The sequence below is a fragment of the Pseudonocardia sp. T1-2H genome, from assembly GCF_038039215.1.
Taxonomy (GTDB): domain Bacteria; phylum Actinomycetota; class Actinomycetes; order Mycobacteriales; family Pseudonocardiaceae; genus Pseudonocardia.
In genome coordinates, this window is sequence record NZ_JBBPCL010000001.1 from 1,967,166 (window position 1) to 1,989,795 (window position 22,630).

16 protein-coding genes and 4 pseudogenes are annotated in these 22,630 nt (G+C 73.8%); 15 read left to right on the forward strand and 5 right to left on the reverse strand.

What is annotated here, in order from left to right; genetic code table 11:
* Nucleotides 1–19 precede the first annotated feature (19 nt).
* The 8 genes and pseudogenes from WBK50_RS09880 to WBK50_RS09915 all read left to right on the forward strand — a co-directional run bounded on the left by WBK50_RS09880 (nt 20) and on the right by WBK50_RS09915 (nt 8,901).
* Nucleotides 20–382, forward strand: a complete 363-nt coding sequence (locus tag WBK50_RS09880) for an allophanate hydrolase-related protein (protein ID WP_341339347.1) — start codon at nt 20–22, stop codon at nt 380–382.
* Nucleotides 379–1,678, forward strand: a pseudogene (gene allB, locus WBK50_RS09885) (allantoinase AllB). The gene WBK50_RS09880 and the pseudogene allB overlap by 4 nt, the downstream one beginning before the upstream one ends.
* Nucleotides 1,678–2,655, forward strand: coding sequence for an allantoicase (gene alc, locus WBK50_RS09890; protein ID WP_341335304.1), 978 nt, complete (start codon nt 1,678–1,680; stop codon nt 2,653–2,655). The pseudogene allB and the gene alc overlap by 1 nt, the downstream one beginning before the upstream one ends.
* A gap of 91 nt (nt 2,656–2,746) precedes the next feature.
* Nucleotides 2,747–3,526, forward strand: coding sequence for a hydroxypyruvate isomerase family protein (locus WBK50_RS09895; RefSeq protein ID WP_341335305.1), 780 nt, complete (start codon nt 2,747–2,749; stop codon nt 3,524–3,526).
* Nucleotides 3,523–4,421 (forward strand): annotated as a pseudogene (locus WBK50_RS09900) (2-hydroxy-3-oxopropionate reductase). Before WBK50_RS09895 ends, WBK50_RS09900 begins: the two are co-directional and overlap by 4 nt.
* Complete coding sequence (gene gcl / locus WBK50_RS09905; protein ID WP_341335306.1) at nt 4,418–6,196, forward strand: glyoxylate carboligase; 1,779 nt, start codon at nt 4,418–4,420, stop codon at nt 6,194–6,196. Before WBK50_RS09900 ends, gcl begins: the two are co-directional and overlap by 4 nt.
* Entirely contained in the window at nt 6,193–7,281 is a 1,089-nt protein-coding gene (locus tag WBK50_RS09910) for a glycerate kinase (protein WP_341335307.1), read from the forward strand. The genes gcl and WBK50_RS09910 overlap by 4 nt, the downstream gene beginning before the upstream one ends.
* A 162-nt stretch (nt 7,282–7,443) precedes the next feature.
* The gene (locus WBK50_RS09915; RefSeq protein WP_341335308.1) at nt 7,444–8,901 is read left to right on the forward strand and encodes an amidase; all 1,458 of its coding nucleotides are present in this window, start codon (nt 7,444–7,446) and stop codon (nt 8,899–8,901) included.
* 4 nt (nt 8,902–8,905) lie between these two features.
* Here WBK50_RS09915 and WBK50_RS09920 read toward each other — a convergent pair.
* Nucleotides 8,906–10,556 (reverse strand): annotated as a pseudogene (locus tag WBK50_RS09920) (thiamine pyrophosphate-binding protein).
* Nucleotides 10,553–11,326 (reverse strand): cyclase family protein, encoded by a 774-nt coding sequence (locus tag WBK50_RS09925; protein WP_341335309.1) that lies wholly within the window; start codon nt 11,324–11,326, stop codon nt 10,553–10,555. The pseudogene WBK50_RS09920 and the gene WBK50_RS09925 overlap by 4 nt, the downstream one beginning before the upstream one ends.
* 214 nt (nt 11,327–11,540) lie before the next feature.
* Here WBK50_RS09925 and WBK50_RS09930 point away from each other — a divergent pair, with 214 nt between their 5' ends.
* Complete coding sequence (locus tag WBK50_RS09930) at nt 11,541–11,960, forward strand: YciI family protein (protein ID WP_341335310.1); 420 nt, start codon at nt 11,541–11,543, stop codon at nt 11,958–11,960.
* Complete coding sequence (locus tag WBK50_RS09935) at nt 11,960–13,264, forward strand: RNA polymerase sigma factor (protein ID WP_341339348.1); 1,305 nt, start codon at nt 11,960–11,962, stop codon at nt 13,262–13,264. Before WBK50_RS09930 ends, WBK50_RS09935 begins: the two co-directional genes overlap by 1 nt.
* A 199-nt stretch (nt 13,265–13,463) precedes the next feature.
* On the opposite strand, the pseudogene WBK50_RS35040 reads toward WBK50_RS09935, so the two are convergent.
* Nucleotides 13,464–13,742: pseudogene (locus WBK50_RS35040) on the reverse strand (multicopper oxidase domain-containing protein); the annotation flags it as partial.
* Entirely contained in the window at nt 13,699–13,983 is a 285-nt protein-coding gene (locus WBK50_RS09940) for a Rieske (2Fe-2S) protein (RefSeq protein WP_341335311.1), read from the reverse strand. The gene WBK50_RS09940 and the pseudogene WBK50_RS35040, both read right to left, overlap by 44 nt.
* A gap of 678 nt (nt 13,984–14,661) precedes the next feature.
* Between WBK50_RS09940 and WBK50_RS09945 the strand changes: the two genes are divergently transcribed.
* Nucleotides 14,662–15,495 carry a class II glutamine amidotransferase gene (locus WBK50_RS09945; RefSeq protein WP_341335312.1) on the forward strand — a complete coding sequence of 278 codons (834 nt, stop codon included), beginning with the start codon at nt 14,662–14,664 and terminating at the stop codon, nt 15,493–15,495.
* Nucleotides 15,496–15,582: 87 nt separating this feature from the next.
* Here the strand turns inward: WBK50_RS09945 and WBK50_RS09950 are convergent, their stop codons facing one another.
* Nucleotides 15,583–17,046 carry a sodium:solute symporter family protein gene (locus tag WBK50_RS09950; RefSeq protein ID WP_341335313.1) on the reverse strand — a complete coding sequence of 488 codons (1,464 nt, stop codon included), beginning with the start codon at nt 17,044–17,046 and terminating at the stop codon, nt 15,583–15,585.
* A 598-nt stretch (nt 17,047–17,644) separates the two neighbouring features.
* On the opposite strand from WBK50_RS09950, the gene WBK50_RS09955 reads away from it, so the two are divergent.
* From WBK50_RS09955 to WBK50_RS09970, 4 genes are read left to right on the forward strand one after another with little or no spacing between them, the layout of a single operon-like run.
* On the forward strand, nt 17,645–18,682 hold the full coding sequence (locus tag WBK50_RS09955; RefSeq protein ID WP_341339349.1) for a four-carbon acid sugar kinase family protein: 1,038 nt from the start codon (nt 17,645–17,647) through the stop codon (nt 18,680–18,682).
* Complete coding sequence (gene pdxA, locus WBK50_RS09960; protein WP_341335314.1) at nt 18,673–19,674, forward strand: 4-hydroxythreonine-4-phosphate dehydrogenase PdxA; 1,002 nt, start codon at nt 18,673–18,675, stop codon at nt 19,672–19,674. The genes WBK50_RS09955 and pdxA overlap by 10 nt, the downstream gene beginning before the upstream one ends.
* 13 nt (nt 19,675–19,687) lie before the next feature.
* Nucleotides 19,688–21,010, forward strand: coding sequence for a hypothetical protein (locus tag WBK50_RS09965; protein WP_341335315.1), 1,323 nt, complete (start codon nt 19,688–19,690; stop codon nt 21,008–21,010).
* A gap of 40 nt (nt 21,011–21,050) precedes the next feature.
* Nucleotides 21,051–22,586, forward strand: a complete 1,536-nt coding sequence (locus WBK50_RS09970; RefSeq protein ID WP_341335316.1) for a UxaA family hydrolase — start codon at nt 21,051–21,053, stop codon at nt 22,584–22,586.
* Nucleotides 22,587–22,630 lie beyond the last annotated feature (44 nt).

Below are 22,630 nucleotides of genomic sequence, written 5' to 3' on the forward strand. Positions count from 1 at the left end.
GGAGAACACCGTGCCCCGCATGTTCCTCAACGGCACCGCCATGTCCGGCGGCGCCGACCACCACCTCGTCGGCGACGCACCCCTGGTCGCCCGCACCACCACCGCGCCCCGCTACCGGTTCCACGCCGTCGACGGCCGCTACCCCGCGCTGGAGGAGGTCGGCGAGGGGGTGGCGGTCGAGGGCGAGGTCTACGACATGACGTACGCGCAGCTCCGCGAGGTGCTGCTGCCGGGCGAGCCCGACGGCCTGGAGCTCGGCGTGGTCGAGCTGGCCGACGGCTCCGGGTCGCTCGCCATGGTCCTGCGGACCGGGCACGAGGCCCCGCGCACGGACATCTCCGCGCTCGGCGGCTGGCGGGCCTACCAGGAAGGACGCACATGAGGACGGTGTTCCGCGCGGCGCGGGCGATCGTCGACGGAGCCGAGCGACCGGCCGCTGTCCTCGTCGAGGACGGCCGGATCGAGGCGGTGCTGCCCCTCGACGCCCCGGTGGACGCGGCCGAGATCAGGCCGGCCGCCGACGAGGTGCTGATCCCCGGCCTGGTCGACACCCACGTGCACGTCAACGAGCCCGGCCGCACCGAGTGGGAGGGCTTCGCCTCCGCCACCCGCGCCGCCGCGGCCGGCGCCGTCACGACGATCGTCGACATGCCCCTGAACGCGTTGCCGCCCACCGTCGACGTGGCCGCGCTCGAGGTGAAGCGCAAGGCCGCGGACGGGCAGTGCGCGGTCGACGTCGCCTTCTGGGGCGGCGCGATCCCGGGCAACGAGGGCGAGCTGCGCGCGCTGCACGAGGCCGGGGTGCTCGGCGTCAAGTGCTTCCTGCTCGACAGCGGGGTCCCGGAGTTCCCGGCCCTGCCGGACCCACGGGTGGCGATGCGCGAGCTGGCGACCTTCGACGGCCTGCTGCTCGTCCACGCCGAGGACGGCGGCCTCGTCGGGCGCGCCGCCGGCCGCCGGTACGCGGACTTCCTGGCCTCCCGGCCCGGCGCCGCCGAGGACTCGGCGATCGCGGCCGTGCTCCGGATGGCCCGCGAGACCGGGGTGCGGGTGCACGTGGTGCACCTGTCCTCGGCCGGCGCGCTGCCGCTCCTCGCGGAGGCCCGCGCCGACGGCGTCCGGGTCACCGTCGAGACCTGCCCGCACTACCTCGCGCTGACGGCCGAGGAGGTGGCCGACGGGGACACCCGGTTCAAGTGCTGCCCGCCGGTCCGGGAGGAGGCCAACCGCGCGGCGCTCTGGCAGGGCCTCGCCGACGGCGTGATCGACATGGTGGTCAGCGACCACTCGCCCGCGACCCCGGAGCTCGAAGGGCACGGGTGACTTCGGCTCCGCGTGGGGCGGCATCGCCTCCCTGCAGATCGGGCTCCCGGTCGTGTGGACCGAGGCCCGACGGCGCGGCTGGTCGCTCGCCGACGTCGTCGCGCGGATGGCGACCGCGCCGGCCGACGTGGCCGGGCTGCGGACCAAGGGCCGCATCGCCCCCGGCGCCGACGCCGACCTGGCGGTGCTGGCCCCCGACGAGACCGTCACGGTGGGCGCACTCGCCCACCGGCACCCGACCACCCCCTACGCCGGCCGCACCCTGCGCGGTGCGGTGCGCGGCACCTGGCTGCGCGGCGAACGGGTGGACCCCGACCGGCCCCGCGGCCGGCTGATCAGCGGAGGAAGCGCGTGATGGACGTCCGGGGCGACTTCCGCGAACTGCCCGACCTCGCCCTGCGGACCCTCGGCGGCAGCGTCGTGTCCGCCAACGACGAGGCGTTCGCCGCGCGGGAGAACCTGATCATGCCCGCGCCGCCGGCGTTCGACCCGGCGAGCTTCGGGCACAAGGGCAAGGTCTACGACGGCTGGGAGACCCGCCGCCGCCGCAGCCCCGGGCACGACGAGGCCGTGGTCCGCCTCGGTGCGCCCGGCCTCGTACGCGGGATCGTGGTCGACACGACCTGGTTCACGGGCAACTACCCGCCCGAGGCCGCGGTCGACGGCTGCGCCGGGGAGGTGCCGGGGGACTGGTTCCCGCTGGTCCCGCGCACGGCGCTGAAGGGGGACAGCGAGAACGCGTTCGACGTCCGCTGCGACCGCCGGGTCACCCACGTGCGGCTGCGGATCCTGCCCGACGGCGGTGTGGCCCGGCTGCGCGTGCACGGCGAGGCCCTGCCCGACCCGGCGCTGTGGGCGGCGCTCGGCACCGTGGACCTTGCGGCGACCGAGAACGGCGGTGTCGTGCGCGACTGCTCGAACCGCTTCTACAGCTCGCCGCAGAACCTGCTGCTGCCCGGCCCCGCCCGCTCGATGGGGGAGGGCTGGGAGACGGCCCGCCGGCGCGGCGCCGGGAACGACTGGGTGGAGATCGGACTCGGCGTCGAGGGCCGGATCGCCGTCGCCGAGCTCGACACGGGGTACTTCCTGCACAACGCGCCCAGCACCGCGACGCTCCGCGGCCGGGTCGACGGCGGGCCCTGGCAGGACCTGCTCGACACCCCGTTGGAGCCCGACACCCGGCACCGGTTCGTGCTCGCCGGGCCGCCGCCGGTGAGCGAGGTACGCCTGGACATCCACCCCGACGGCGGCCTCTCCCGGCTCCGCCTCTGGGGCGCCCCGACCGAGACCGGCCGCGAAGCCCTGCACTCCCGCTGGCAGGCCGCACTCTGACCTGGCTCCCGCATTATGGAGCCGTAACGCACCGAATCCCGGGCGGATTTGTGCCGTATGGCCCCATAATGCCCAAGTAATGGAGGTCGTCATGGCGTTTCGCCATGCGCTCAACTGTTCGATCGTTCTTGCCGATCTGCCGCTGCTCGACCGGCCCGCGGCGGCCGCCGCGGCCGGCTTCGACGCCGTCGAGTTCTGGTGGCCCTTCGCCACCGCCGCGCCCGCCGAGGCCGAGGTCGACGCCTTCGTCGCCGCCGTCGAGAACGCGGGGGTGCGGCTGGTCGGCCTCAACTTCTACGCCGGCGACATGCCCGCCGGCGACCGCGGCCTCGTCTCCTGGCCCGGCCGCGAGCGCGAGTTCCGCGACTCCGTGGCCGTGGCCGTGGGCATCGGCGACCGCCTCGGCACCGGCATCTTCAACGCGCTCTACGGCAACCGCATCGAGGGCGCGCCCGGCCAGGACGACCTCGCCGTCGAGAACCTCGCCCACGCCGCGAAGGAGGCGGAGCGGATCGGCGCCACCGTGGTCCTCGAGCCGCTGAGCGGGGCGGAGCGCTACCCGCTGCGCACCGCGGCCGACGCCGTGGCCGCGCTCGACCGGGTCGGCGCGCCCAGCCTCGGCCTGCTCGCCGACCTCTACCACCTGGCCGTCAACGGCGAGGACCTCGACGCCGTGATCGCCCGATATGTGGGCCGGATCGCCCACGTCCAGCTCGCCGACACCCCGGGCCGCCACGAGCCCGGCACCGGCGACCTCGATTTCCCCCACCTGCTCGCCGCGCTGGACGCCGCCGGGTACCGCGGCCGCACCGCGCTCGAGTACGTCCCCACGCGGCCCGGCTTCGGCTGGCTCGAAAAGGAGTCCGCATGAGCACCCCGAACCGCACGATCGCCTTCATCGGCCTCGGCATCATGGGCGCCCCGATGGCCGCGCACCTCGTCGACGCCGGCTACGACGTCGTCGGGCACAACCGCTCCCGGCTCGCCGTCGACGTGCTCGTCGAGCGCGGCGGACGCGCCGCCACCGACACGGCCGACGCCGTCCGCGAGGCCGACGTCGTGATCACCATGGTCCCGGACAGCCCGGACGTCGAGGACCTCGTCTTCGCCGAGGACGGCATCCTCGCGAACGCCAAGCCCGGCGCCCTGCACATCGACTGCTCGACCATCCGGCCCGACGTCACCCGCCGGATCGCCGAGGCCGAGGTGGAGCGCGGGATCCGGCCGGTCGACGCCCCGGTGAGCGGGGAGAGGCCGGCGCCGTCGAGGCGGTGCTGTCCATCATGGTCGGTGGCGACACCGCCGACGTCGAGGCCGCCAGACCGATCCTGGACGTCGTCGGGAAGACGGTCGTGCACGTCGGGCCGGCCGGCGCCGGGCAGACCGTGAAGGCCGCGAACCAGCTGATCGTCGCCGGGAACATCCAGCTCGTCGCCGAGGCGCTGGTCTTCCTGGAGGCGCACGGCGTCGACACCGAGTCCGCGCTCGCGGTCCTCGGCGGCGGGCTCGCCGGCAGCACCGTCCTCGACCGCAAGGGCGCGACGATGCGCGCCCGTACGTTCGCGCCGGGCTTCCGGATCGACCTGCACCACAAGGACCTCGGCATCGTCACCGCCGCCGCCCGCGCGGCCGGCGTCGCGATCCCGCTAGGTGCGCACGTCGCCCAGCTCGTCGGGTCGCTGCGCGCGCAGGGCCACGGCGGGCTCGACCACAGCGCCCTGCTGATGCAGGTCGACCAGCTGTCCGGGAAGGAACCCACGACATGACCCGCATGCGCGCCGTCGACGCCGCCGTCGCCATCCTCAGAGCCGAGGGGGTGACCCACGTCTTCGGCCTGCCCGGCGCCGCGATCAACCCGTTCTACGACGCGATGCGGCGCGACGGCGGCCTGCAGCACGTCCTCGCCCGGCACGTCGAGGGCGCCTCGCACATGGCCGAGGGGTACACGCGCACGGCGCCCGGCAACATCGGCGTCTGCGTCGGGACCTCCGGCCCCGCGGGCACGGACATGATCACCGGGCTGTACTCCGCCATGGCCGACTCGATCCCGATCCTCGCGATCACCGGGCAGGCCCCGGTCGCGAAGCTGCACAAGGAGGACTTCCAGGCGGTCGACATCGCCGCGATCGCCGCCCCCGTCACCAAGCTGGCGATGACGGTGCGCGAGCCCGCGCAGGTCCCCGGCGCGTTGGCGCAGGCCTTCCACCTGATGCGCTCCGGGCGACCCGGTCCCGTCCTGCTCGACCTGCCGATCGACGTCCAGCAGGCCGAGATCGAGTTCGACGCGCAGACCTACGCGCCACTGCCGGTCCACCGCCCGGCCGCGACCCGGGCCCAGGTGGAGAAGGTGCTCGACCTGCTCGCCGGGGCCGAGCGTCCGGTGATCGTCGCGGGCGGCGGGATCGTCAACGCCGACGCCTGCGCCGAGCTGGTGGAGCTCGCCGAGCTGCTCGACGTCCCGGTCATCCCGACGCTCATGGGCTGGGGTGCCATCCCGGACGACCACCCCCTCATGGCGGGCATGGCCGGCCTGCAGACCGCGCACCGCTACGGCAACGCGACCCTGCTGGCGTCGGACCTGGTGCTGGGCGTCGGCAACCGGTGGGCCAACCGGCACACCGGGGGCCTGGACGTCTACCGGCGCGGGCGGACCTTCGTGCACGTCGACGTCGAACCCACGCAGATCGGCCGGGTGTTCGCGCCGGACTACGGCGTGGCCTCCGACGCGGGTGCATTCCTCCGCCGGATGCTCGAGGCGGCCCGCGAGCGCGAGCTGCCCGGTCGCGCAGAGTGGGTGCGGGAGTGCGTGGGGCGCAAGGGGTCGATGCAGCGCCGGACGCACTTCGACGACGTCCCGATCAAGCCGCACCGGGTCTACGAGGAGATGAACCGGGCGTTCGGGCCGGACACCCGTTACGTCAGCACGATCGGGCTGTCGCAGATCGCGGCAGCGCAGTTCCTGCACGTCCAGCGGCCCCGGCACTGGATCAACTGCGGGCAGGCCGGCCCGCTCGGCTGGACCGTCCCCGCCGCGCTCGGCGTGCGGGTCGCGGACCCCGACGCGACGGTCGTCGCCCTGTCCGGCGACTACGACTTCCAGTTCATGATCGAGGAGCTGGCGGTCGGGGCGCAGTTCAACCTGCCCTACATCCACGTCGTCGTGAACAACTCCTACCTGGGGCTGATCCGGCAGGCGCAGCGCGGGTTCGACATGGACTACTGCGTGCAGCTCGGCTTCGACAACATCAACTCGCCGGAGCTGGGCAAGTACGGCGTCGACCACGTCAAGGTCGCGGAGGGGCTGGGCTGCACCGCCCTGCGCGTCACCGATCCGCGGGACCTGCCGGGGGCGTTCGCGCGGGCGAAGGAGCTCGTCAGGCTGCACCGGGTCCCGGTCGTCGTCGAGGTGGTGCTGGAGCGGGTCACGAACATCGCGATGGGCCAGGAGATCGACGCGGTCACGGAGTTCGAGGAGCTCGCGACGACCGCCGAGGACGCGCCGACCGCCACGATCCCGATCGGAGCAGGCCCGACCCGATGAGTGGCCACGTGCTGGTCGCGCCGGACAAGTTCAAGGGCTCGCTCACTGCGCCCGAGGTCGCGGCCCACCTGGCCGCCGGGCTGCGGGAAGCGGGCCACCGGGCCGTCGAGCTGCCGGTTGCCGACGGCGGCGAGGGCACCCTCGACGCGGCCCTCGCCGCCGGGTTCCGGCGCCGCCCGGTCACGGTGACCGGGCCGACCGGGAAGCCGGTCGACGCCGCGATCGCGCTCCGCGACGGCACGGCGGTGGTCGAGCTGGCGGCGGCGTCGGGCCTGGCGCTGCTGCCGGACGGCCCGGAGCCGATGCGGGCGAGCAGCCGCGGCACCGGCGAGCTCGTGGCGGCCGCGCTCGACGCGGGGGCCCGCCAGATCGTGCTCGGCGTCGGTGGCAGCGCGGGCACGGACGGCGGTGCCGGCCTGCTGAGCGCGCTCGGCGCGCGGATCACCGACGCGTCGGGCCACGAGCTGCCCGACGGCGGCGCGGCCCTGGCCCACGCGGACGCGGTGGACCTCGGCGGCCTGGACCCACGGCTCGGCGACGTCGGGATCGTGCTGGCCTCCGATGTGGACAACCCGCTGCTCGGGCCGGCCGGGGCCGCGGCGGTCTACGGCCCGCAGAAGGGGGCGAGACCCGAGGACGTCGTCCTGCTCGACGCCGCGCTGGCCCGGTTCGCCGGGCTCGTCGCACCGGACGGAGCCACCCTGCCCGGTGCGGGAGCGGCGGGCGGCGTCGGCTTCGCCGCGCTCACGGTCCTCGGCGCGCGACGCCGCCGGGGGATCGAGGTGGTCCTGGAGCTGACCGGCTTCGCGGAGCGGCTCGCCGGCGCCGCGCTCGTCGTGACGGGGGAGGGGGCGCTCGACGCGCAGACCCTGCGCGGCAAGGCGCCCGCGGGCGTCGCCGCGGCGGCGCGGCAGTCGGGCGTGCCGGTGGTGGCGGTGTGCGGCCGGTGCGAGCTCGGCCCGGCCGAGCTGGCGGGCGCCGGGATCCGGGAGGTGCATGCCCTCGTCGAGCGGGAACCCGATCCCGCCCGGTGCCTCGCCGAGGCGGGCCCGCTCCTGCGGGAGGTCGGGCGGTCCCTGCTCTGACCGAGCCGGCCGGGCGCCGGCGGCCGGGGAGTGCCGGGCGCTGTTGCTCACCGCTCCCGTGGCCGTGAGCGCTACCCGTCGGATGCCCCTTGTCGGTCGACGCCGTGGGTGTTTGTCTCGGGGCAGGGCCGCGTTGGTCCGGCCCCCGGCTCGCAGGAGGTCATGGTGGCGACGACGCACGAGATCGGCCGGATGGACGCGGTCACGATCGCCCGGCACGTGGCGGCGAAGGAGCTCTCGCCCGTCGAGGTGGTCGACGCGGTCCTCGATCGGCTGGATCGGCTCGATCCCGTCCTCAACGCTTTCACCACGGTCGTCCCCGAGGAGGCCCGGCAGCGCGCGAAGCGGCTCGAGGCGGAGATCGCGGCCGGGCACGACGTCGGACCGTTGGCCGGGGTCCCGACCGGGGTCAAGGATCTGATCTGCACCAAGGGGGTGCGCACGGCGTCCGGGTCGTTCGCCTACGCCGACTTCGTCCCCGACGAGGACGACGTCGTGGTCGAGCGGATCGAGGCCGCCGGCGCGATCGTCATCGGGAAGACGCAGGTGCCCGAGTTCGGCTACTCGGGCACCGGGCAGACCCCGCTGGCCGAGCCGACCCGCAACCCGTGGAACCTCGACCGCACGTCCGGCGGCTCCTCGGCCGGCAGCGGGGCCGCGGTCGCCACCGGGATCGGCCCGTTCTCCCTCGGCAGCGACGGCGGCGGCTCGGTGCGCATCCCGGCCAGCTTCTGCGGGCTCTACGGGCTGAAGGCGACGATGGGCCGGGTGCCGCTGTACCCGGGGACCAAGGACGAGCGCTATCCGGGCGTGTCCAGCTGGGAGTCCTTGGAGCACATCGGCCCGCTGACCCGCACCGTCGCCGACGCCGCGCTGGTGATGTCCGTGATCGCCGGGCACGACGACCGTGACCGTCTGAGCATCCCGTCCGACGGCGTCGACTGGCGGCGCGCCGTCGACGGCGATCTGCGCGGCCTGCGCGTGGCCTACAGCCCCGATCTCGGGTACGCGGCAGTGGACCCGCAGGTCCGCGCGGTCGTGGACCGGGCCGCCGAGGTGTTCGAGCGCGACCTCGGCTGTGTCGTCGAGCGTGCCGATCCCGGCTGGGCCGACCCGTACGAGTCCTTCTGGGGCGTGGTCATGAACGAGAGCGACCTGGTAGGGCTGCGCCGCCTCGCCGACTCCCTCGGCGACCGGATGAGCCCACATCTGGTCGAGGTGCTGCGCGCGGACTGGACCGCGGAACAGTTCACGACCGCGCTCATGGGGCGCAAGGCGGTCTACAACGCGTCGTGGCGGTTCTTCCGGGACTACGACCTGCTGCTCACCCCGACGCTGGCCGTGCCCGCCTTCGAGCACGGCATCCAGGGGCCGACCGTGATCGACGGGCGGGAGGTCGAGCAGTTCTACTGGCTGTCGTTCACGTTCCCGTACAACCTGACCGGCCAGCCCGCCGCGACCGTGCCCGCCGGTTTCACCCCCGACGGGTTGCCGGTCGGGCTCCAGATCGTCGGCCGCCGCCTCGACGACGCCCTCGTGCTCCGCGCCTCCGCAGCGTTCGAGGCCGCCGCGCCATGGGCCGACCGGTGGCCGCCGCTGCTCGACGAGAGGGGGTTGTGAGCGGTCAGTGCCCGCGGAACGCCTCCACCAGCCACCAGGCCGCCTCGTCCGTGCGGACCTTCGCGTCGACGAGCATCGGCCGGTCCCGTGGCCCTTCCAGCCACTTGCGGACAGCGTCGAGGTCGTCCTCGGAGCGGACGGTGGCCGCTGCGCAGCCATATCCCTGCGCGATCGCGGCGAGGTCTGCGTCCGGGAAGCGGACGGTGCCGTGGTCGGCGCCCTCGAAGTGGTGGAACTCGGCGCCGTAGCCGGCGTCGTCGTAGACCACGACCAGCAGGCCGATGCCCAGACGCACCGCGGTCTCGAGCTTCCGAGATGCCCATGAGGAACCCGCCGTCGCCCGACGCGGCGACGGTCAGCCGGTCCGGACGGGCGATCGCGGCGCCCAGCGCGGTGGCCAGCCCGAGTCCGATCGACTGGAAGCCCTGCGTGAAGCAGAACCCCGCCGCATCGGGCACGGTCAGGTAGGCGCTGGGGTAGCCCATGAAGTTGCCGGAGTCGACGGCCACCGTGCGCTCGGCGGGCAGCAGGGCGTCGAGGGCGGTGGAGAGCGTCCGGGGGTCGATGTGGTCGGGGTCGGCGGGCTGGGCGGGCACCGGGATCTGCGTCCACCGGCCCTCGGCCGCGATGCGCTCACCGATCTCGGCGGTGCGGTAGCCCGGGCCACCCGCGACGACGCCGGCGACGTCGTGCGCGGTCCCGGCCACGTCGCCGAGCACCCCGAGGTCGACGGGTCGCTGCGCGCCGAGGGCCGAGGGCGTGTCGTCGACCTGGACCACCGTGGCGTCGTCGCCGATGAGGGCGCCGTGGCGGGTGGTCCACATCGTCAGCGACGCGCCCCAGGCCACCACCAGGTCCGCCCCGGTGATCAGCTCCGCGGCCAGGTCGGTGGCGAACCCGCCGGAGATGCCGAGGTTCCAGGCATGGCCCGTGAACAGCCCGTTCGCGACGGCGGACGTGGCCAGCAGGGCCCCGCAGGTGTCGGCGAGCGCGGCCAGTTCGGGGCCGGTGTGCCGGGCGCCGCGGCCCGCGATGAACACGGGTCGCTCGGCGCGGTCGATCAGCGCCGCCAGCGCGGCCACCGCGGCGGCGTTCGGCCGGGCCGGGAGCACCTCGACGAACCGGGGCGGCGGTGACGGCGCCGAGCAGGGCTGTTCCTGCACGTCGAGGGGCAGGTTCAGGACCACCGTCCGGCGCTGGTTGCGGCACGTGTCGTAGGCGCGCAGCACGTCGGCCACCGCGGAGGCGGCCGAGTGCACCCGCTCGGGCACCGCGCCGACCGACGCCACCAGGGCGTCCTGGTCGATGCGGAAGTTGGACCGCACGGCGGCGCCGCCCGTGTCGGCGGCCAGCACGAGCAGCGGGGTGCGGCTCTTGGCGGCCTCGGTGATGCCGGTCAGCGCGTTGGTCAACCCGCAGCCCTGGTGCAGCGAGAGCACCGCGACGTCGCCGGACGTGCGCGCGAAGGCGTCGGCCATGGTGGCCGCACCGCCCTCGTGGCGTCCGGCGGTGAACGGCACGCCGTGCTCGCGCAGGGCGTTGGTGACGTGGAAGTTGCCGCTCCCCACCACCCCGAACGCGTGCCCGACGCCGAGGTCCGCGAGCAGCGCGCCGACGACGTCGGCGACCGTGCTCGTGGTGACGGGACCGCTCACCGCTCGACCAGCGCGAGCACGCGGGCCGGGCTGCCCGAGCCGCCGACGATCGGCAGCGGCGACACGATCAACATCGCACCCGTGAGCGGGAGCGCGTCGAGGTTGCGCAGGCTCGTGAGGCCCCACTTGTTCGCGCCCATGAGGTAGTTGTGGCAGGCGAAGGGCGGATCGAAGCTGTGCGCCGCGCCGGCGTCCGTGCCGACCGTCTCCGTGCCGAAGCCGGTGATCGGCGACTCCTGCGCGAGCCAGCGCGCGCACTCCGGCGAGACGCCCGGGGTGTGCGGGCCGTTCTCGTCGGCGTTCGCGAACGCCACGGCGTCCTCGCCCCGGGAGGACCATCCGGTGCGGTAGAGCAGCCAGCCGCCGTCGGGCAGCGGGCCGTTCTCGGCCTCCCAGGCCTTCACGTGGTCGATCTCCAGCAGGAAGTCGGGGTCCTTCTCCACCTCGGCGGTCATGTCGATCACCGCGGCCGCGGCCACCAGCGTGCTCAGCGGGGCCTGCGAGACGTCGAGCCCGTCCCGGCCCGACACCCAGTGCACCGGCGCGTCGAGGTGGGTGCCGGTGTGCTCGCCGGTGTGGATGTCGTTCCAGTACCAGGCCGGGCCGCGGTCGTCGTAGCGGCTGAGCTCCTCGAGCCGGAACCGGCTCGTGTTCGCCAACGGCGGCGGGAGTTCCAGGATCGGCGTCGACTCCTGCAGCGGGGTGGTCAGGTCGACGACCTGCACCGCGCCGGAGCGGGCCGCGTCGAGCACGGTGGAGAGAACGGACATGACGACTCCTCGACGGCGGGGGCGTGGAACGCATCATGTTCTCCCTCGAGCCGCACCGCGTTCAACCACCGCCCTCGCGGGCATCGACGAGAGGACGACGGGCCGGACCCTCGTCGGGGTGCAGAGCCCGCGTCACCGTGTCGATTCGCAGCTGCCCCGTTCGACCTGGGGGTGAGAGGGTCGAGCGGCGACCCCGAGATCGAGGAGATCGACGATGGCGAAGTACATGCTGATCATGCGAGGCACGGACGAGTCCGTGGCGAAGATGATGGAGACGCCCTTCGAGCAGATGCTGGAGACGGTGGGTCGTTTCAATGAGGAGATGATCCGGGCCGGCGTGCTCGTCGCCGCCGAGGGCCTGGACGACCCGGCCCAGGGCGTGGTGGTCGACTTCAGCGGTGAGACGCCGGTGGTCACCGACGGTCCGTACGGCGAGACGAAGGAGCTGTTCGGCGGCTTCTACGTGATCGAGGTGGCTTCGAAGGAGGAGGCGGTCGAGTGGGCCAAGCGACTGCCGGCGGTCGCCGGCGCGAAGTGCGAGGTCCGCCGCGTGCCGGGCATCGACGAGTTCCCGCAGGACAACGAATGGATCACCAAGGAGCGGGCGTGGCGCGAGCGGACCGGCCAGCTCTGATGCCGGCGGTCACCGGCGGCCCGCCGAGCACCGAGTCGGCGCGGCGGGCCGTCGAGGCCGTCTGGCGGATCGAGTCCGCACGGATCGTCGGTGCGCTGGCCCGCTACACCGGGGACTTCGCGCTCGGCGAGGACGTCGCGCAGGAGGCGGTGGCCGAGGCGCTCGTCACCTGGTCGCGGGACGGCGCGCCGACGAACCCGGTGGGCTGGCTGCTCGCGACCGCGCGGCGGCGCGCCATCGACGGCTTCCGCCGCCGGTCGGCGCTCGACGAGCGGTACACCATGCTCGCCGGCCAGCTCGCCGAGGGGGAGGCGAGCTCGGGCGCGGTGGCCCCGCGGGACCGGTCGGACGACCTGCCGTGGGATCCCGACCGGGTCGACGACGACGTCCTCGCGCTGATGTTCGTGTCCTGTCATCCCGTGCTCTCGCCCGAAGCCCGCGTGGCCCTGACGCTGCGCGCGGTCGGCGGCCTGGCGAGCGAGGAGATCGCCCGGGCGTTCCTCGTGCCCGTGCCGACGGTCCAGGCACGGATCACGCGGGCGAAGAAGACGATCGCCGCGGCGGGAGTGCCGTTCGAGCAACCACCGTCCGAGGAACGGCGCGAGCGGCTCGGGGGTGTCCTGAGCGTGCTGTATGTGATCTTCACGGAGGGCTCGACGGCGACGACCGGCGACCGCCTGCTGCGCCCCGATCTCGCGTACGAGGCGATCCGGCTGGCCCGGATGCTGGCCGCATTGCTGGCCGACGAGCCGGAGGTGTTCGGGCTGCTCGCCCTGTTCGAGCTCACGGCCGCGCGCTTTCCCGCACGCACCGGGCCCGATGGCGAGGCCGTACTCCTGGAGGATCAGGACAGACGCCTCTGGGACCGGTCGGCGATCCGTCGCGGTCTGGCCGCGCTCGGCCGGGCCTCGGCCGTCCGGCGCGGCCTCGGACCGTACGGGCTGCAGGCCGCGATCGCTGCCTGCCACGCGTCGGCGTCCTCCGTGGCGGAGACCGACTGGGAGCGTGTCGTGCTCCTCTACGAGGCGCTCGGCCGCGTGGCTCCGTCACCCGTCGTCGAGCTCAACCGGGCCGTGGCCGTCGCGATGGCGAGCGGACCCCGGCAGGCACTGTCCATCGTGGACGAGCTGGTGGCCTCCGATCGCCTGTCGGGGTCGTACCTGCTCGCGAGCGTTCGCGGCGAGTTGCTCGTCCGGCTCGGCCGCACCGCGGAGGCGCGAGCCGAGCTGGAGCTGGCCGCCCGACTGTGCCGCAACGTCCGCGAGCGGTCGGTGCTGCTGCGCAAGGCGGCTGCGCTGGCGTGACGGACGAGCAGCGTCGGTGCGGCATCGCCCCTGTCAACCCGGCGGTCTCACACGAGGGGCGCCGTTTCACCGACGGGGTGTTCGGTCGCTCGGACACGGGCCGCGATCGTGCCGTGGTGACCGGGTCGGGGCCGCCGCGCCCGACTTCGAGGCTGGTCATCATGTCGTGGTCCTCGTGGACGACGTTGTGGCAGTGCATCATGTACTTCCCGCACCGTGGGCCGAACTTCGCGATGACCCGCACGACTTCGTTCTCCCCGACGTAGGCCACGTCCTTCGGTCCCACCTCGTGGGGCTCCGGCGGCTTCCCGTCGCGGTCGAGGATCTCGAAGTCCACGAGGTGCACGTGGATGGGGTGGAACCAGCCTCCGGAGTGGTTGGCCAGAGGCCGTGAGCCGGGGTGTGTCCCCACGGGTTCACGCCGAAGAGTCGTTCTACGAGCCGAGAATGATCGAGTCCCCCTCGACCGTGATCCCACGGGGGGTCAGTGCCCGCTTCGCGGGGCCCGTCACCACTGCGCCGTCGGTGATCGTGAACCGGCTCCCGTGGCACGGGCAGCGGATCGTCACTTCGGCCACCTCGGTGAGCGTGCACCCGTCGTGGGTGCAGATGGCGTCGAAGGCCGCGAAACCTTCTGCCGAAGGCCGGGTGACGACGACGTTGTGCTCGGGGAAGACTCTCCCGCCTCCGACGGGCAGGTCGTGGGCCCCGGCCAGCACCGCCGTGGCGCCTGCCGGAGCGGTGCCGAAGCCTGAAGGCGTCGGGCTTCCCGGTGCAGGAGGGGCGCCCGGACCCCCGGTACCGCATCCCGTGAGGGCCCCGCACGCCGCGGCGCAGGTTCCGACCACCATCGTTCGGCGCGTGACGCCCGGGCAGTGGGCAGCCGCCTCGACACCAGTGCGCATCATCAGCTGACCCCCGGCCCGGCGGCGATGCTTTGCGGCATGGTCGCCCGCTTCGCGCCTCGGCCGCCGCGGTGGAGGTCGGTATCGCGACCCCGGGGGCGTGGAGCACGCGGCCGAGCAGGGCGGCGATGACGAGGCATGCGAGCAGGATGGCCGATGACCGGCTGCAGCGGGAGGGGCACCGACCGACGTATTCGTGCCCTACGCCCGTGAGGACCGCACGTCGGCCCTCGGCCGCCGCGACGGCACCGGTCGCGGGCGACGTGCCCGCGCTGATGCAGCGTCGCCGTCGCGTAGGCGTCGGGCGGCCACGAAGGCGGCGCCGAGTGGGTCGCGGCGGGTGGTCCCGGAATCCTGGGGTACCTGTCCCGGAGGTGCCGGAGTGCCGGCTCGGCGTCACCCGGTTCGAGGACAGCAGTCCCTCCGGGAGTAATGAGCCGGCGGCGTCCGCCGGCCTCGAGGAGGGCCGGGGCCGAGGTCGAGGAGGAGCTCATGTGCAGGTGGCTGGGGTACTACGGCAAGCCGATCGAGCCCAAGGAACTGGTCTACGACACCGAGCACTCCCTGATCGAGCAGAGCAGGCGCGCCCAGCCCGACATGGCGACCGCCAACGGCGACGGCTTCGGCCTCGGCTGGTACGGGTTCGGCCCGGAGCCGGCGCTGTTCCGCAGCGCGTCGCCCGCCTGGGGTGACGCCAACCTTCGCGAGATCGCCGGCGAGGTCCGCTCCGGCCTGTTCCTGGCGCACGTGCGCGCGGCCACCGGCACCCCGGTGCAGCAGACCAACTGTCACCCCTTCCGATACCGGAACTGGATCTTCGTCCACAACGGCTACATCGCCGACTTCGGCCGCCTCCGCCGCGACCTGGTGCTCGCCGTGCGCCCCGACCTCTTCCCGCACATCCAGGGCAGTACGGACTCCGAGGTGATGTTCTTCCTGGCGCTGACGTTCGGGCTCGAGCACGACCCGGTCGCCGCCCTCGAACGGATGGCCGGATTCGTGGAGTCCGTTGGGCGGGCCGCGGGCGTCGAGAACCCGCTGCAGATGACGGTCGGAGCGGCCGACGGCGAGCGGCTGTACGCGGCGCGCTACGCCAGCGGGCCAGTGGTCAACAGCCTGTTCGTGAGCGCGGAGGTCGACGCGCTACGCCTGCTCTACCCGGAGGACGAGCGGTGGAAGCACTTCTCGGAGGACTCCCGCGCGGTCGTCTCCCAGCCGCTGACGGACCTGCCGGGCCTGTGGCACGAGGTCCCGGTCTCGACGGCGCTCGTCGTGCAGAAGGGGCCGGACGTGGAGTGCCCCTTCCGGCCGCGGCCGCCGGACTGACCGTCGCGGTTCAGCCGCGCCGGACCCCTGGGCAGGTTCGAGCCTCTTCGCGAAGGAACACGAACTCGTGCTCCCGCAGGTCGGCGGTCATCGGGCGGGCTCCTCGCGGGGTCGGGTGGCGTCGTCGGGGGACGGCGGGGTACCGGCGACCCCCGTTCCGTCGGCGGGGATGCGGCCGGGCCGGTGGCTCCACAGGTGGGTCGCGGTCATGACCAGCAGCGGCATCGCGACCGCGATGTAGGCGTTGTCGACGCCGAACGGGTCGCCGGCGAGGAACCAGCCGATGGTCGCCACCAGCGCGGCGATGATGCTCCAGAACGCGCCGGCGCGGGTTCCGAACCGTGGCCCGTAGAACATCAGGAGCACCAGGACGGCCAGCGCCGCGCGCAGCGACTTGGCCAGGAACGACACGGTCAGCACGTCCGAGGCGAACAGGGCCAGCACGATGGGCAGCAGCCCGGTGACCACGGTGGCGAGCCGTAGGAAGCGCAGGTCGCCGGCGGGTTCCGCGCCGTGGCCCCGGCGGTCGCGCCACGGGCGGTGGAAGTCCTTGAGCAGCAGGGTGGACGCCCCGAGGGTCAGCGCCGCGATCGTCCCGAACATGGCGCCGGACAGGCCGCACACCACCAGGCCCGCGGCCCACGGGTTCAGCTCGAGGACGAACGCGGGCAGGGCCTGGATGGAGCGGATGCCCGGGTGCACCAGGGCGCTGCACAGCCCGATCACCGCGGAGCACAGTCCGAAGGGGACGAGCACGGCGGCCGACCACAACCCGGACTGTCGGGCGGAGCGTCCGTCGGCGGTCGTGGTGACCGCCTGGACGACGTACTGGGTGGCGAAGATGGCGCCGACGCCGGCGATCAGCCACGCCCCGATCTGGGCCCACCCGATCCCGTCCCACGCGAGCATCCGCGGGGGCAGCTCGGTCTGCAGCCGGCCCGGCCCGCCGGCGGCGCGCAGGGCGACGACGGCCAGCAGTACGACGCCGATCAGCTTCACGCTCGCGTGGAGCACGTTGGTGTAGACCACCGAACGCATCCCTCCGATGCTCACCCAGGCCACGGCGAGGACGCCGGTGACCACGATGGCCGGCGCGGTGCCGATGCCGAGCAGCCCGGACAGGATCGCGCCGCCGCTGGCGTAGATCGAGACGGCGACGATCAGCAGCGCGCAGATCATGATCGACGAGGTGGCGAGGCGGACCCGCTCGCCGTACGCCCGCGCGAGCGCACCGGAGATCGTGTTCTCGCCGAGCTCGCGGAAGCGCCGCGCCAGGAGCACCGAGAACAGCACGAAGCCCAGCGCCAGCGAGACGACGTTCCAGGCCGCGGAGATGCCGTGCTCGTGCGCCGACTGGGCGGTACCGACACTCGCGGTGCTGCCGAGGAACTCCGAGGCCAGCAGGAACCCGACGAGCACCGCGGGGAACGCCCGGCCGCCCGTGGCGAAGCCCTCGGCGCTGTTCGAGGACCGCCGGGCCCACCAGCTGATCAGCCCGAGCACGCCCATGTAGAGCACCAGGACCAGCCCGACGATCCACAGTGATCCCATGGCACCTCCTCGTGTGGCGGCCGTCATGTGAGGCGACCATCCGAAACATATGGTCGGGCGGGACGGGCGTCCATGAGGTCCTGGCGATGGGAGCGATACGCGGACGGCCATGAGCCGAGCCCGAGGAGACGCTTGAGGTCGAGCATCTGAGATGTTGGTATGCCAAGATACCGCCGGCAATGAGGCAGGAGCGGCTCATGACGTCTGGGACACCCGTCGCCGGGTTCGGAGCGATCGACTGCGACGTGCACAGCGCGGTCGACACCGACCCCCGGCACCCCTCGGTAGCGGCTCGGTCGTTCGGTCGGTCCCGAGCCTCACGTGCCGCGATCCGCCCGGCGGCACGCAGGCGCTACCCGAAGGAGCGGGGGTACGCGGCGGAGTCGCGCTGCCCCGGACCGGCCCCACGGTCGAGGGCGAGGGGCACCCGGTGCGGATCGGGTACGGGCCGTGGGGCGCGCTCCGCTCCGCCGCTGTCGGAGGGCCGTTGACACCGGGAAGCGGCCACACCTAGTTTCGGCCAGGCAGGGTTGCATCCGTCGGACGGAGGTCATCGGTCGCAGTGGCTTCCGCCGGCGCCGTTCGCCGCTTGGCCGTCGTGGCCGACGACCTGACCGGCGCGGCCGACGCCGCCGCACCCTTCGCGGCCCGCGGCCTCGCCGTCTCCGTCGCGTTGTCGCCGGCTGATCCGGCGGGCGTCGAGGTGCTCGCGCTGCTCACCGACAACCGCTGGCGGCCCGCCGCCGAAGCCGCCGAACGCATGCGCGCCGCGGTCACCCGCGTCCGGGACTGGGCGCCCGAGACCCTTTTCGTCAAGATCGATTCGACGCTGCGCGGCCAGGTGCACGCGGACGTCTCCGGCGCGCTGGACGCCTGGGGCGGCGCAGGCGCGGTGGCCACTCCCGCCTTCCCCGCTCAGGGCCGCACGGTTCGCGGCGGCGCGCTGGTCGTCCACGGCGAGACGACCGTGCTACGGATCGAGGAGCACTTCCCGGCGGGCGCCCGGGTCGTCGACGCCGAGACCCACGACGACCTCGTCGCGCTCGCGCGCCGGATCCTCGACGGTGGCTGTGTGGCCGTCGGCTCGGGCGGGCTGTCCCGTGCCCTCGCGGCCGTGCTGGTGGATCCGCCCCGGCCGGCACTCCGGCCGCGGACCGGCGTCACCGGCGTGCTCGTCGTCGTCGGGACGCCGCACGCCGCCACCCGTGCGCAGGTGGCGGCGCTGCGCGAGGCCGGAGCCGCGCTCGTCGTGGCAGGTCCGCACGCGGCCGAGGCCGCCGGCGCCGCGCTGCGGGCCGGGCGCCGGGCCGTGCTGACCTGCGAGGTCGACGGCGAGGTCGAGCCCGAGAGCCCGGCAGCGGCGGCACTCGCCGAGAAGCTGGCCGCGGTGGTGTCCGCCGTGCTCGAGGCCGTCCCGGCGGTGGGCCTGGTCCTCACCGGCGGCGCCACGGCGCTCGCCGTCGCCACGGCTCTGGGTGCGACCGAGATGCGCCTGCTCGCGGAGGTGGCCGAGGGCCTGCCGCTGGGCGAGCTGGTGAGGGGCGACCGGCGGGTGCCGGTGGTGACGAAGTCCGGCGGCTTCGGCGCGCGCGACGCGCTGCGGCGGGCCGCGGAGGCACTGGAGGCATGCGTATGACACCCCTGCTCGGCCTGACCGTCGGCGACCCGGCCGGCATCGGACCCGAGGTCGTCCTCACGGCGTCCCGCGACCCCCGGGCGGAGGTCGCCCGGCTCGTCGCGATCGGCAGCCTGGCCGCGCTGCGCTCCGCCGCCGCGGTGGTGCCCGACGCTCCCGCGCTCCGCGCGGTGTCCTCGCCGGCGGAGGCGCGCTTCGAGCCCGGCACGCTCGACGTGCTCACGGTGCCGTCCGATGTCGCCGTGCCCGTCGGGAGGCTCTGCGCCGAGGCGGGGCAGATCGCGTTCGAGGGCGTCGAGCGGGCGGTCGACCTGGCCCTCGCGGGCGACATCGACGGCATCGTCACCGCGCCCCTGAACAAGGAGGCCATCGCGCTCGCCGGGCACCCCTACCCCGGACACACCGAGATCCTCGCGGAGCTCACCGGCACCACCGACTTCGCGATGATGCTCACCGCGCTGAAGCTGCGGGTCGTGCACGTGACCACCCATGTCGGCATCCGGGCGATGCTCGAGCGCGTGACGACCGAGCGCGTCCTCACGACGATCCGGCTCGCACACCGCGCCCTGCGCGACATGGGCATCGATGCGCCGTCCGTCGGCGTCGCCGGCCTCAACCCGCACGCGGGGGAGGGTGGCCTGTTCGGCGACGAGGAGGCGCGGGTCATCGCGCCCGCCATCGAGCAGGCGAAGGCCGAGGGGATCGCGGCCACCGGGCCGTGGCCCGCCGACACGCTGTTCGGCAGGGCCGTCGCCGGCGACTTCGACGTGGCGATCGCGATGTACCACGACCAGGGCCACATCGCGGTGAAGGTCCTCGGCTTCGAGACGGGCGTCAACGCCACGATCGGGCTGCCGATCGTCCGCACGAGCGTGGACCACGGCACGGCGTTCGACATCGCGGGGACGGGGCGGGCGAGCGCCGACAGCCTCGTCGAGGCCGTCACGGTCGGGGCGGCGATGGCGCGGGCCCGCGCCGCCGCCCGCGCATAGGAGGAGAGACGCGGTGAGCGGAGACATGGTGCGCAAGGACCTCGGCCCGTTCGAGGTGGTGCGGGAGCTCAGCTTCGACGTCCCGTTCCCGCGGCTGCTGCCCGTCCGGCAGCGCTTCGACCCCCTGAAGGTCGAGGACGTCGCCGCGGCCACCGCGCAGGCGCTCGAGCCGCTCCGGGCCCGGGTGACCCCCGGCATGAGCGTGGCGATCACGGCCGGGAGCCGCGGCATCCACGACAAGCCCGCCGTGGTGCGCGCGGCCGGGGCGTGGCTGCGCGCCCTCGGCGCCGAGCCGTTCGTCGTGCCCGCGATGGGCTCGCACGGCGGCGCCACCGCGGAGGGGCAGGTGCAGCTGCTCGCCGACCTGGGCATGACCGAGGAGTCACTCGGCTTGCCGATCCACGCGACGATGGAGACCGTCGAGCTGGACCGGGTGCCCGGCGGGCCCGCGGTGCACCTCGACGCCCACGCCGCGAAGGCGGACGGCATCCTCGCGGTCAACCGCGTCAAGGCCCACACCGACTTCAGCGGCGAGGTCGAGAGCGGCCTCTCCAAGATCATCGCGATCGGGCTCGGCAAGCAGCGGGGCGCCGAGGGCATCCACCGGTTCGGCCCCGCCAACCTGGGCGTGTGGATCCCACCGGTCGCCCGGCGGATCGTCGAGACGGGGAAGGTGCTCGGCGGGCTGGCGATCGTCGAGAACGCCCACGACCGGGCGGCCCGGATCGAGCTGGTCGAGGCCCACGACATCGGCGGGCCCGCGGAGACCGCTCTGCTCGTCGACTCCAAACGGCGGATGGCCACCCTGCCCTTCGAGGACATCGACGTCGCCGTCATCGACGCGATGGGCAAGAACTTCTCCGGCGCCGGCATGGACACCAACGTCATCGGGCGCATGATGATCCGCGGCAGCGCCGAGTTCGACCGCCCGCGCATCGCCAACATCGCCGTGCTGGACGTCAGCGACGCCTCCCACGGCAACGCGGTGGGGCTGGGTCTCGCCGACTTCGTCTCGTTCCGGCTCCTCGAGAAGATCGACCTGCGCAGCGTCTACATCAACGCGATGACCTCGGGGCTCGGCGGCCCGCAACGGGCCCAGATCCCGATGGCGATGGCGACGGACCGCAGCGCGATCGCCGCCGCCGTCCAGACCTGCGGGCGGCCCGACCTCGACGCCGTCACGCTGGTCCGCATGCGCAACACCCTCGACCTCGAGCACCTGCTGGTGTCGGAGTCGCTGCGCGACGCGGTGCTGGCCGACCCGGGACTGGAGATCACCGGCGACCCCGCCCCGATGGCCTTCGACGACGACGGGCGGCTCCTGCCGTGGGACTGACCGACCCGAGCACTGCGCCGCCCACCACCGGGGAGAGCTGATGAGCATGGCACCGTCCGTCGAGGAGCTCGGCGTCCTCCTGCACGCCGCCGACAACGTGGTGGTCGCCTCCGGCGATCTCGAGGAGGGCACGGCGGCGGGCGGGGTCACCGTGCGCCGGGCCGTGCCGAGGGGCCACAAGGTCGCCATCGCCCCCATGACCACGGGCGAGCCCGTGCGCAAGTACAACCAGATCATCGGGTTCGCGGCGAAGCCCATCGCGCCGGGCGATCACGTGCACACGCACAACGTCGAGTTCAAGGCTTTCGAGCGCGACTACGCCGTGGGCGCCGACGTCACCGAGACGCCGATGGTGCCCGAGGCCGAGCGCGCCACGTTCCAGGGCATCGTGCGGCCCGACGGCCGGGTGGCCACCCGCAACTACCTCGGCATCCTCACCTCGGTGAACTGCTCGGCCACCGCGGCCAAGATGATCGCCGACCAGTTCCGCAGGCCCGGGCTGCTCGACGAGTTCCCGAACGTCGACGGCGTCGTGGCCCTCACCCACGGCACCGGGTGCGGCATGGCGAGCGCCGGCGAGGGTCTCGCCGTACTGCAGCGCACGCTCACCGGCTACGCCGAGCACCCCAACTTCGCCGGGGTCCTGCTGCTTGGGCTGGGCTGCGAGGTCAACCAGATCTCGGGCGTCGCCGACGAGTGGAACCTTCACCCCGGCACACCCGTGCGGACGATGACGATCCAGGAGCAGGGCGGCACGGCCGCCACCGTCCGCGCGGGCGTCGAGGCCCTCCGGGCGATGCTGCCGCCGGCCGACGAGGTGAGCCGCACGACGGTCCCGGCGAGCGAGCTGGTGCTCGGCCTGAACTGCGGCGGCTCGGACGCCTACTCCGGCATCACGGCGAACCCGGCGCTGGGCGCCGCCGTCGACCTGCTGGTGTGCCACGGCGGCACCGCCGTCCTCGGGGAGACGCCGGAGATCTACGGCGCCGAGCACCTGCTCACCCGCCGCGCCGTGAGCCGCGAGGTGGCCGACCGGCTCGTCGAGCGGATCAAGTGGTGGGAGAAGTACACGGCCGACAACCACGGGTCGATGGACAACAACCCCTCGCCCGGCAACAAGGCGGGCGGCCTGACGACGATCCTGGAGAAGTCGCTCGGTGCCGTGGCCAAGGGCGGCACCACGAACCTGACCGGCGTCTACGGCTACGCGGAGAGGGTCACGGCCAAGGGCTTCACGTTCATGGACACGCCGGGCTACGACCCGGTCTCCGTCACCGGGATCGTGGCCGGAGGCGCCACGGTCATGTGCTTCACGACCGGCCGCGGCTCGGTGCTCGGCTGCAAGCCCACACCCAGCCTCAAGCTGGCCACCAACACCGACATGTACGAGCGGATGTCCGAAGACATGGACCTCGACTGCGGCGTGATCCTCGGCGGCGGCGCCTCCGTGCAGGAGGTGGGGGAGCGCCTGTTCCAGCTCGTCCTCGAGACCGCGTCGGGCCGGAAGACGGTCAGCGAGGAGCTGGGCTTCGGCCAGGAGGAGTTCGTGCCGTGGCAGCTCGGGGCGGTGATGTGAGTGCTCGGCTTCGCCCACCCCGGGACAGACCGATCGGAGACCCC

Bases quoted from the DNA above. Each gene is read 5' to 3' on its own strand.
- WBK50_RS09880 (WP_341339347.1), top strand. From the start codon at position 20: ATGTTCCTCAACGGCACCGCCATGTCCGGCGGCGCCGACCACCACCTC.
- alc (WP_341335304.1), top strand. From the start codon at position 1,678: ATGGACGTCCGGGGCGACTTCCGCGAACTGCCCGACCTCGCCCTGCGG.
- WBK50_RS09895 (WP_341335305.1), top strand. From the start codon at position 2,747: ATGGCGTTTCGCCATGCGCTCAACTGTTCGATCGTTCTTGCCGATCTG.
- gcl (WP_341335306.1), top strand. From the start codon at position 4,418: ATGACCCGCATGCGCGCCGTCGACGCCGCCGTCGCCATCCTCAGAGCC.
- WBK50_RS09910 (WP_341335307.1), top strand. From the start codon at position 6,193: ATGAGTGGCCACGTGCTGGTCGCGCCGGACAAGTTCAAGGGCTCGCTC.
- WBK50_RS09915 (WP_341335308.1), top strand. From the start codon at position 7,444: ATGGTGGCGACGACGCACGAGATCGGCCGGATGGACGCGGTCACGATC.
- WBK50_RS09925 (WP_341335309.1), bottom strand. From the start codon at position 11,326: ATGTCCGTTCTCTCCACCGTGCTCGACGCGGCCCGCTCCGGCGCGGTG.
- WBK50_RS09930 (WP_341335310.1), top strand. From the start codon at position 11,541: ATGGCGAAGTACATGCTGATCATGCGAGGCACGGACGAGTCCGTGGCG.
- WBK50_RS09935 (WP_341339348.1), top strand. From the start codon at position 11,960: ATGCCGGCGGTCACCGGCGGCCCGCCGAGCACCGAGTCGGCGCGGCGG.
- WBK50_RS09945 (WP_341335312.1), top strand. From the start codon at position 14,662: ATGTGCAGGTGGCTGGGGTACTACGGCAAGCCGATCGAGCCCAAGGAA.
- WBK50_RS09950 (WP_341335313.1), bottom strand. From the start codon at position 17,046: ATGGGATCACTGTGGATCGTCGGGCTGGTCCTGGTGCTCTACATGGGC.
- pdxA (WP_341335314.1), top strand. From the start codon at position 18,673: ATGCGTATGACACCCCTGCTCGGCCTGACCGTCGGCGACCCGGCCGGC.
- WBK50_RS09970 (WP_341335316.1), top strand. From the start codon at position 21,051: ATGAGCATGGCACCGTCCGTCGAGGAGCTCGGCGTCCTCCTGCACGCC.